At 68.2% G+C, this 10038-nt stretch carries 3 protein-coding genes; all 3 read right to left on the reverse strand.

Annotated elements, in window-relative coordinates:
• Nucleotides 1-851: beta-ketoacyl synthase N-terminal-like domain-containing protein (locus AB0D04_RS41180; RefSeq protein WP_362712536.1), on the reverse strand; the 851-nt coding region annotated here is incomplete at its 3' end.
• A gap of 46 nt (nt 852-897) precedes the next feature.
• Nucleotides 898-5832: a type I polyketide synthase gene (locus AB0D04_RS41185; RefSeq protein WP_362712537.1), complete on the reverse strand. Its 4935-nt coding sequence runs from the start codon at nt 5830-5832 to the stop codon at nt 898-900.
• Between the two features lie 552 nt (nt 5833-6384).
• Nucleotides 6385-10032, reverse strand: a complete 3648-nt coding sequence (locus AB0D04_RS41190) for an SDR family NAD(P)-dependent oxidoreductase (protein ID WP_362712538.1) — start codon at nt 10030-10032, stop codon at nt 6385-6387.
• Nucleotides 10033-10038 lie beyond the last annotated feature (6 nt).

The following is a 10038-nucleotide window of genomic DNA, read 5'->3' on the forward strand; positions in this document are numbered from 1 at the left end:
TTCCGACGAGCATCCGACAACCGCTCCACCAGCAGCACGCCGACACCCTCGCCCCAACCCGTACCATCCGCAGCCTCAGCGAACGCCTTGACCCGGCCGTCGGGGGCCAGTCCGCCCTGTTCGCCAAAGGCGACGAAATTGGCCGACGTCGACATCACCGTCACTCCACCGGCCAGCGCCAAGGCGCATTCCCCGGCGCGCAGCGCCTGCACCGCCATGTGGAGCGCGACCAGCGACGAGGAACACGCCGTATCCACCGACACCGCCGGGCCTTCCAGACCCAGCGTGTACGAGACCCTGCCGGACACCACGCTTGCGGCCACGGAGGTGCCGCCGAAAAGGTCAACTTCGTCAGCGGCGCTGCCCAGCAGATGGATGTAGTCCTGACCGTTGGTGCCCGCGAAGACACCGGTCCGGCTGCCGCCCAGCGACAGGGGGTCGATGCCGGCGCGCTCGATCGCCTCCCAGGACGCCTCCAGCAGCAGCCGCTGCTGCGGGTCCATCGCCACTGCTTCCCGCGGCGATATTCCGAACAGGTCGGGGTCGAACTCGGTGGCGTCGTGGAGGAATGCGCCGGCCCCGCCGTCGTCGGAGCCGGCTATCGAGTCGGGCAGCCGGTCGAGTTTCCAACCGCGGTCGGTCGGGAATCCGGACATGATGTCCTGGCCGGAGGTCAGCAACTGCCACAGTTGCTCAGGGGAACTGGCGCCGCCCGGGAAGCGGCAGGACATGCCGATGATGGCGATCGGTTCGGTGTCCTTGGCCTCGAAGTACCGCAGCCGCTGATGAGCCTCCTGGAGATCGGCGGTGGCCCGCTTCAGAAAGTGGCGCAGCTTCTCTTCATTGGACATTAGCGGACCCTCATTCCCCGTTTTTTCAATTCATCAGTAAACGAAGTCACGATATACCGAATTCCTTGCCAAGGAATTCAAACATTTCCTCATCGGTGGCCGAATCCACATCATGAATATTTTCGGACTCGGTCGCAGTCCTGGCGCTCTTCCAGGTGTCAATCAGTTTCTGCATCCGCAGCAGGATTCGGCTGGCGACCGCGTCGGACTCCGGCAGGTCGGCTAGGACCGATTCCAGGCGCGCGTAATCATCGAGCAGCGATTCGGTTTCTTCGCCCAGGCCGCCGTACTCGTTCAGGACATGCTTGGCCAATGCGCCTGCCGTGGGGTGGTCGAATACCAGCGTGGCGGGCAGGGAAGCGCCTGTGGCCGCTGCGAGGCGGTTGCGGAACTCCACGGCGGTGAGGGAATCGAACCCGAGCTCCTGGAATGCCCGGTTCGGGGCGACGGCGTCCGCCGAGTTGTGGCCGAGCACGGCAGCGGCGTGTGCTCGTACCAGATCGAGCACCACCCGGTCACGCTCGCCGGCAGGCACAGCCGCCAGGCGGGAGGCCAGCGTGCCCTCATCGGGGATCGAACCGGCCGAGCCGGCCGAGCCGCGGGCGGCCTCCATCGCCTGCCGGGCCTCGGGCACGCCGCTGAACAGTACGTCGGGACGAATGGCGGAAATCCCGGGTACGTATCGCTCCCAGTCGATGTCGGCGACCACGTGGGAGCCACTCGTGCCGGCGAGCCGGCCCAGCGCGCGCAGCGCCAGTTCCGGTGCCATGGCTCCGATACCGCCCCGGGCAAGCCGGCTCTCGACCACATCAGTGGTCGCCAGACCGACCTGAGCCCAGGCACCCCACGCGATGGACGTCGCGGGAAGTCCTTCACGAACCCGCTGTTCGGCCAGGGCGTCCAAGTAGGCGTTGGCCGCCGCGTAATTGGCCTGCCCCGGGTTCCCGAACGTTCCGGCCACCGAGGAGAACAGCACGAAGGCCGTCACCGGGTGGTCCCGGGTGAGCTCGTGCAGGTTGCGGGCGGCGTCCACCTTCGGGCCGAACACGGCCTGGAACCGTTCCGGCGTGAGACCGTCCACCACGCCGTCGTCCAGTACCGCGGCCGTATGGATGACGACGCTGATCTTCTCCCCGGCCAGCGCCTCGGCCAGCGCCTCACGATCGGCGGCATCGCACGCGACGATCCGCACCTCGGCACCCGCCGCAGTCAGTACGTCCCGCAACACGTCGGCACCCGGGGCGTCTTCACCTCGACGGCTCAGCAGGACAACCCGCCGCGCACCCCGGTCGACCACCCACCGGGCCACCTGAGCTCCCAGCGCACCCGTACCACCCGTAACCAGCACCGTGCCGCCCTCAGGCGACCACTCCTGCCCCACCACCCGCGCACAACGCACCAACCGACGGCCAAAGACACCGGACGCCCGAACCGCCACCTGATCCTCAGCACCCTGACCCAACACCCCGGCAAGTCGGCGCGCGGAACGCTCATCCAGCCGCTCGGGCACATCCACCAGACCACCCCAACGGTCGGGATACTCCCGCGCCACCGTCCGGCCCAGGCCCCACACCATCGCCGCGGCCGGATCAACACCTGTATCCGACGGTGCCGTTGCCACCGCACCACGCGTCAGCGCCCACACCCGAGCATCAACATCGACAACGGACAGTGCCTGCACCGCGACCGCAGTCCGCACCACATCCAGAGCAAGCAGCACCCCGACGACGGCCTCACCGGTTTCCGCCTCCGCCTCCGCATGGGCACGGACGAGGTCCGCCAACGCAGCCCTCTCCACCCCCGACGGCACAGTGACCCTAGTGATTCGAGCGCCGTGCCGCTCTACGGCACCGGCGACATCAGCCCATGCGTCCCCGCCCCCGATCCCGTCCCTGTCCCCGTCCGCGTCCTCACCTGTCAGCAGCAGCCAGGTGCCCGAAAGCGTGACGGGATCGGAGTCGGCGACCGGAGACCAACTCGCCCGGTACTGCCAGCTATCCACCGTGGAATCGACGTCGCGCGCCTGCCGCCACGTCGACAGCGCGGACACCGCCGACGTCAGCGAATCGTCCTCACTGATGCCCAGGGCATCGCCCAACGTCTCCCAGTCCTCACCGGCCACCGCGTCCCAGAACCGGGACTCCACCCCATCCGCGGCCGCAGAGGCCGCCACCGACGGCGCCGGCTCCAGCCAGTGACGCTGTCGTTGGAAGGCGTAGGTCGGCAGGTCGACGCGCTGGGGCTGATGCGAAGTCAGCAGCTTCTCCCACGCGACCGGAAGACCCTGAACATGCGCCTGCCCGAACGCCGTCAGCAACTGCTCCAGACCGCCCTGATCACGGCGGAGCGTACCGAACGTAGCGCCGTCAACGTTCGCGTCCTCAAGGATCTGCTCGATGCCCACCGTCAGAACAGGGTGAGCGGAAGCCTCGACGAACACGGAGTGGCCGGCGTCGACGGCAGCGCGCACGGCATCCTCGAAACGGACCGTCTGCCGCAGATTCCGGAACCAGTACCCGGCATCGAGGTCGGCCGTGTCGATCGGCTCACCGGTCAGCGTGGAGAAGAAACCCACCGAGGAAGAGGACATCGGACTGATCGGGGCAAGATCGGTCAGAATCCGATCCCGGAGAGCCTCCACATGCGGGGAATGCGACGCGTAATCCACGGGCACCCGACGCACCCGTACCCCTTCCGCCTCCCAAGCATCCTGCACCTCATCCAGAGCACCCGCATCACCGGACACCACCGTGACCCCAGGACCGTTGACCGCAGCAACACCCAGCCCATCGCGCCCGGCCAGGACCGCCTCGACCTCAGCCACCGGCAGCGGCACCGACAACATCCCACCCGCACCCGACAGAGCGGTGATCGCCTGCGAGCGCAGCGCCACCACCCGCGCCCCATCCTCCAACGACAAACCACCCGCCACCACAGCCGCAGCAATCTCCCCCTGCGAATGGCCCACCACCGCCGCGGGCTCCACTCCCGCAACCCGCCACACCTCGGCGAGCGACACCATCACCGCCCACAACAACGGCTGCACCACATCAACCCGCTCCAGCACAACCAGATCCCCAGAACGAGCAACCTCCGTCAACGACCAGTCGACAAAAGACCCCAGCGCCCGCTCACACTCCACCCACCTCGCCGCAAACACCGGCGACGAATCCAACAACCCCACCGCCATACCCACCCACTGCGAACCCTGCCCCGGAAACACCAACACCGGACCAGCACCAGAGCCCACCGAGCCAGCGACACCGGAGACAACCCCCACGCCCGGCACACCCGCCGCCACGGAGGCAACCCCGGCCAGCAACGACTCCCGGTCGGCACCGACCACAACGGCCCGGTAGTCCCACACCGCCCGCGACGACGCCAACGAGAAACCCACATCCGCAGACGACAACTCCGGGCGCTCGGCAACAAACGCACCCAACCGCTCCGCCTGCCCCCGCAACCCCACCTCGGACTTGGCCGACAGCACCCACGGCACCACACCAGCCCCAGCCGACACCACCGCCGACTCAGAACCCCTACCGTCCGAAGGCGCCCCCTCAGCCTCCTCCCCGGACTCAACCTCCACCTCAACCGCCGACGCCTGCTCCAAAATCACATGCGCATTCGTGCCGCTGATCCCGAACGACGACACACCCGCCCGACGCAACTGGTCGGTCTGCGGCCAAGGCTGGTTGCCGGTCAGTAGTTCCACCGCACCCGCGGTCCAGTCAACGTGCGAGGACGGCTCATCGACGTGCAGCGTCTTCGGCAGCACACCGTGCCGCATCGCCTCGACCATCTTGATGATGCCCGCCACTCCGGCGGCGGCCTGGGTGTGACCGATGTTCGACTTGACCGACCCGAGCCACAACGGACGGCCCTCGTCACGCCCCTGCCCGTACGTCGCCAGCAGCGCCTGCGCCTCGATCGGATCACCCAGCGTCGTACCCGTACCGTGCGCCTCCACCACATCGACCTGGTCAGCTGTCAGCTTGGCGTTGACCAGCGCCTGTGTGATGACGCGTTGCTGGGACGGACCGTTGGGCGCCGTCAGACCGTTCGACGCACCGTCCTGATTCACCGCCGAACCACGCACCACAGCGAGCACCTGGCGCCCGTTGCGCCGTGCGTCGGACAGCCGCTCCACCAGCAGCATGCCGACGCCCTCGCCCCAGTTAGTGCCGTCGGCCGCCTCGGCGAACGCTTTGACTCGGCCGTTCGCCGCCAGACCACGCTGTCGGGAGAACTCCATGAATCCGCCGGGGGTGGACATCACCGTGGCGCCACCGGCCAAAGCCAGCGAGCACTCCCCGTTTCGCAACGCCTGCACCGCGAGGTGCAGCGCGACGAGCGAAGACGAGCATGCTGTGTCCACCGTGACTGCTGGCCCCTCCAGGCCGAGCGTGTAGGAGATGCGGCCCGACATGACGCTGGCGTTGTTGGCGGTACCGCCGTGCGCGTCGAACTCGGCACGCAGACTCATCAGCAGCGTCAGATAGTCCTGGCCGTTGGTGCCGGCGAAGACGCCGGTACGGCTTCCACGCAGCGACGTCGGGGCGATCCCCGCCCGCTCCACGGCCTCCCAGGAGACTTCGAGCAGCAGCCGCTGCTGAGGATCCATCGCCAATGCCTCGCGCGGCGAAATTCCGAAGAAGCCCGCATCGAACTCGCCGACGCCTTCAATGAAGCCGCCCTCATTGACGTAACTGGCTGCCGTCTGCTCGGAATCGGCACCGCGAATGACGTCGAGATTCCAGCTGCGGTCGTCGGGAAACTCCGACATGCCGTCGCCGCCGGAGGAGACCAGTCGCCAGAGGTCTTCGGGGGAACGCACGCCGCCCCCGAAGCGACAGCTCATGCCTACGATGGCGATGGGCTCCTGTGTCGACGCCTCCAAATCGCGCAACCGCTGGCGTGTTTGCTGGAGATCAGCCGTTGCCAGCTTCAGATAATCGCGAAGCGTCTGTTCGTCAGCCATTCAATGCCGCCTCATTCAACAACGCCCGGACGCCGCAGCGAACAGAGTGCATCTCAGGGGCAGAGCGGTATGGCCGATGAAAGTGTGACCACACGGGAAGTCTTTGAGAGGGCATGCCTGGCAACGCATCCCCCGCAACGGCCTGCAACCCTTCACGCCCCGTTCAACCCGGTCGCCAATACTTACACTGTCACCCCGGACAGCGATAAAGGTGTCTGTCTTCGAATTAGCTATATTCAAATACGTTCAACCTTGCTGAACCTTATCCAGGCGGTATTTCGTCCAACACCCCCTACTGCCCCCTAACCTCCTTGGCTTCGTCAGTCAGGGTCGGGCCACCAGAAAGCCCATCGGGTGACAGGGGGCGGGGCGGGGCCTTACCGCGCAGGTCGACTGCGACAGACGGCGAGCGACGCCGCTGTCGCAGTCCCTGTCGCAGTCCCTGTCGCCGTCCCTGTCGCCGTCGCAGTCGCCGTCTGTCGAATTCACCGAAGCCGGATCGGGCTGGGCCCGGCGCGGCGGCCGGGCCAGCGGGGTCTTACCCCTTACCCCTTACCCCTGTCCCGAGTCGTCACGAATCAGCTTGAACAGTTCCTCATCCGTCGCGGAGTCGAACTGGTCGGCGCCTGCTGACGATTCAGCGGTCTCCACCTCGCCACGACCGGCCGAAGTCCAGTTGTTCAGCAGCGCCTGCAACCGGATAGTGATCTTGTGCCGGGTCAGGTCGTCCGCTTCGGCGTTGGCCAGCATGGCCTCCAACCGCTCCAGCTCGTCAAGCGGAGAGCCGTTGTCGACCTCGGGTGCGAGTTCGGCACCGAGTTGCCCGGCGAGCGCGGCCGGAGTCGGATAGTCGAAGATCACCGTGGCCGGCAGTGCCTTCCCCGTGGCCGCCGTGAGGAGGTTGCGGAACTCCACCGCGCTAAGCGAATCGAAGCCGAGCTCCCGGAACTGGCGGTCGGCGGTGACCGCCTCCGGGGAGGCGTGTCCGAGCACAGCCGCCGCCTGGGTCCGTACCAGATCGAGGAGGATCCGATCGCGTTCCGCCGACGTCGCCCCGGCCAAGGCGCCTCGCAGAGAGGTCTCCGTGGGCTGCCCGTCGGACGTGACGGCTGACTGCATCGCCTGCCACGCCTCGGGCACGCCGCTGAGCAGCGGGCTGGGCCGGACGGCGGTGAAGGCTGGAACGTACCGTTCCCAGTCCACATCCACGACCACGTAGGAACCGCTCGTCGTGACGAGCCGGTCCAGCGCGCGCAGCGCCAACTCCGGTGCGATGGCACCGATGCCGCCCCGAGCCAGCCGGCCCTCCACCACGTCGACGGCCGCCATACCGGCCTCGTCCCAGGCACCCCAAGCAATGGACGTCGCCGGAAGCCCCGCACGTACACGCTGTTCCGCGAGAGCGTCCAAGTAAGCGTTGGCAGCCGCGTAATTGCCCTGCCCCGGTCCGCCGAACGTGCCGACCACCGAGGAGAACAGCACGAACGCGGACACGGGGTGATCGCGAGTGAGCTCGTCCAGATGCCGGGCGGCATCGGCCTTGGGACCGAAGACGCTCTGGAACCGCTCTGGTGTGAGGCCGTCGACCACGCCGTCGTCCAGGACGCCGGCGGTGTGGAAGACCGTGGTGATCTTCTCGTCGGCCAGCACCCCGGCCACTGCCTCACGGTCGGCGGCATCGCACGCGGCGATGCGTACCTCCGCGCCGGCCTTGGCGAGCTTTTCCCGCAACTCCGTGGCGCCGGGCGCCGCTTCGCCCCGTCGGCTCAACAGCACGATCCGGCGCGCACCCCGGTCGGCCGCCCACCGGGCCACCTGACTGCCCAACGCACCCGTACCGCCCGTGACCAGCACCGTGCCGCCCTCCGGCGACCACTCCTGCCCCATGGACCCGGCCCGGGCCTGGGCGGAGCGGACCAGCCGCCGGCCGAAGACCCCGGAGGTCCGGATGGCCACCTGGTCCTCTGTGTTCTGAGCCAGTACCCCGGCCAGTCGTCGGCCGGCGCGGTCATCCAGTACGGCAGGGACATCGACCAGGCCGCCCCAACGGTCAGGATGCTCCAACGCCACGGTACGGCCCAGGCCCCACACCATCGCGGCATCCGGCACAACGCCCTCATCCGATGGGGCCGTCGAGACGGCGCGCCGGGTCAGCGCCCACACGCGAGCACCAACCCCGGCGTCGGCCAGCGCCTGCACGGCGAGCGCCGACCGCACCGCGTCCAGGACAACCAGCACCCCGGCCACGGCCTCGCCGTCCTCTCCGGCCGTTTCTCCGGCCGTGCGGGCACGGACGAGTTCTGCGAGCGCCGCACGATCCACGCCGGACGGCACATCGACCCGGGCGACGTGAGCCCCGTGCGCCCGCAGCGCCTCCGCAAGAGGAGCGACCGAGTCGGTCGTAGTCGCGTCTCCCGTGCCGCTGCGACTGCTGCCGCCACTGCCGCTGCCCGGGTTTGCGTCCGCGGCGAGCATCAGCCAGGTGCCTGCCAGCGCAGGGCTGTCCGCGTCGGCGACTGCGGACCAAGAGACCTCGTAGTACCAGTCATCGACAGCGGACTGATCGAGCCGTTCCCTGCGCCAGTTGGAGAGTGCCGGTACCACGGTGCGCAGCACATCTTGGTCGTCAAGGCCGAGCGCGCCCGCCAGGCTGTCGAAGTCCTCCTGTTCGACTGCTCCCCAGAACTGGATGTCAGCCTTGTCGTTCGAGGCCGCCGCGGAGGCGGTGGGCGGCGCGTCGAGCCAGTACCGCTGGTGCTGGAAGGCGTACGTCGGCAAATGCACCTTCTGCGCGCCCGCGAACAGCGGCTTCCAGTCGACGCCCACACCGACCGCGTGCAACTGGGCGAGTGCCGAGACGAAGGTGTGCTCCGCGTCGCGATCGGCGCGCTGCGTCGCAATGCTGACGTGGTCGGTCTCGTCTTCGGCGAGGGTGGTGCTGGCCAGGGCCGCGAGGACGCTGTCCGGGCCGGCCTCCACGAAGCGCGTCACACCCTGACCCGCGGCCGTACGCACCGCATCCGCGAAGCGGACTGCCTCGCGCACCTGACGCACCCAGTACGCCGGCGAGCACAACTCCTCCTCAGAAGCAGCCTCACCGGTGAGCGTCGAGATCACAGGAATCTGCGGCGCCCCGTACGTCAACCGCTCCGCTACCCGGGCAAACTCCTCCAGCATGCCGTCCATACGATGCGAGTGGAACGCATGCGAAACCCGCAGCCGATTCGTCCTACGACCCCGCCCCCTCGCCCACTCCCGCACAACCTCCACCGCATCGACATCACCGGACACCACCACCGACTCCGGCCCATTGACGGCGGCCAGCCACACCGTCTCACCCAGCAGCGGTGCGACCTCCTCCTCGCGGGCCTGGACAGCCAACATCGCCCCGCCCTCGGGCAGCGCCTGCATCAGGTGGCCGCGCGCGGCAACCAGCGTGCACGCGTCCTCGAGAGACAGCACGCCGGACACATGCACCGCCGCCAACTCCCCCACCGAATGACCGATGAGTACATCCGGCGCGACACCGAAGGACTCCAGCAACCGGAACAACGCCACCTCAACCGCAAACAACCCGGCCTGCGCATGAACGGTCTGGTTCAGCGCGGCCTCATCCTCACCCCACACCACCCCACGCACGGACAAACCCAACGCCCGCTCCAACTCACCGCACACCGCGTCGAAGGCTTCCGCGAAAACGGGGAACCGGTCGTACAACTCCCGCCCCATACCGAGCCGCTGCGCACCCTGACCCGAGAACAACACCCCCACCCGGCCAGCACCAGCCGCCACGTGTCCCCGCACCACACCCACGGCCGGCTCACCATCCGCGAGCGCCCCCAACCCCGCCAGCAACGCCTCACGGTCCGCACCGACCACCGCCGCCCGGTGATCCAGTCCGGCCCGAGTGCTGAGCAGGGAGCGGGTGACGGCGACAGGTGACAGTTCGGGCCGCTCGGTCACGAAGGTCCGCAGGCGGCGAGCCTGCGCCCGCAGCCCGGCCTCGGACTTCGCCGACACCACCCACGGCACCACCGCCGCACCGGCCGGAGTAACGGTGCCCGCCTCGTCCGCGGACACCTCCTCGACCGGGGCCTGCTCCAGAATCACATGCGCATTCGTACCGCTGATCCCAAAAGACGAGACACCCGCACGACGTATCTCCCCCGACTCCACCCACGGCCGATTCTCGGTGAGCAACTCGAC

Origin of the sequence: Streptomyces sp. NPDC048483, from assembly GCF_040651455.1 — a bacterium.
Classification (GTDB): Bacteria; Actinomycetota; Actinomycetes; order Streptomycetales; family Streptomycetaceae; genus Streptomyces.

Coding starts and splice junctions, on each gene's coding strand:
- AB0D04_RS41185 (WP_362712537.1), bottom strand. CDS start 5,832: ATGGCTGACGAACAGACGCTTCGCGATTATCTGAAGCTGGCAACGGCT.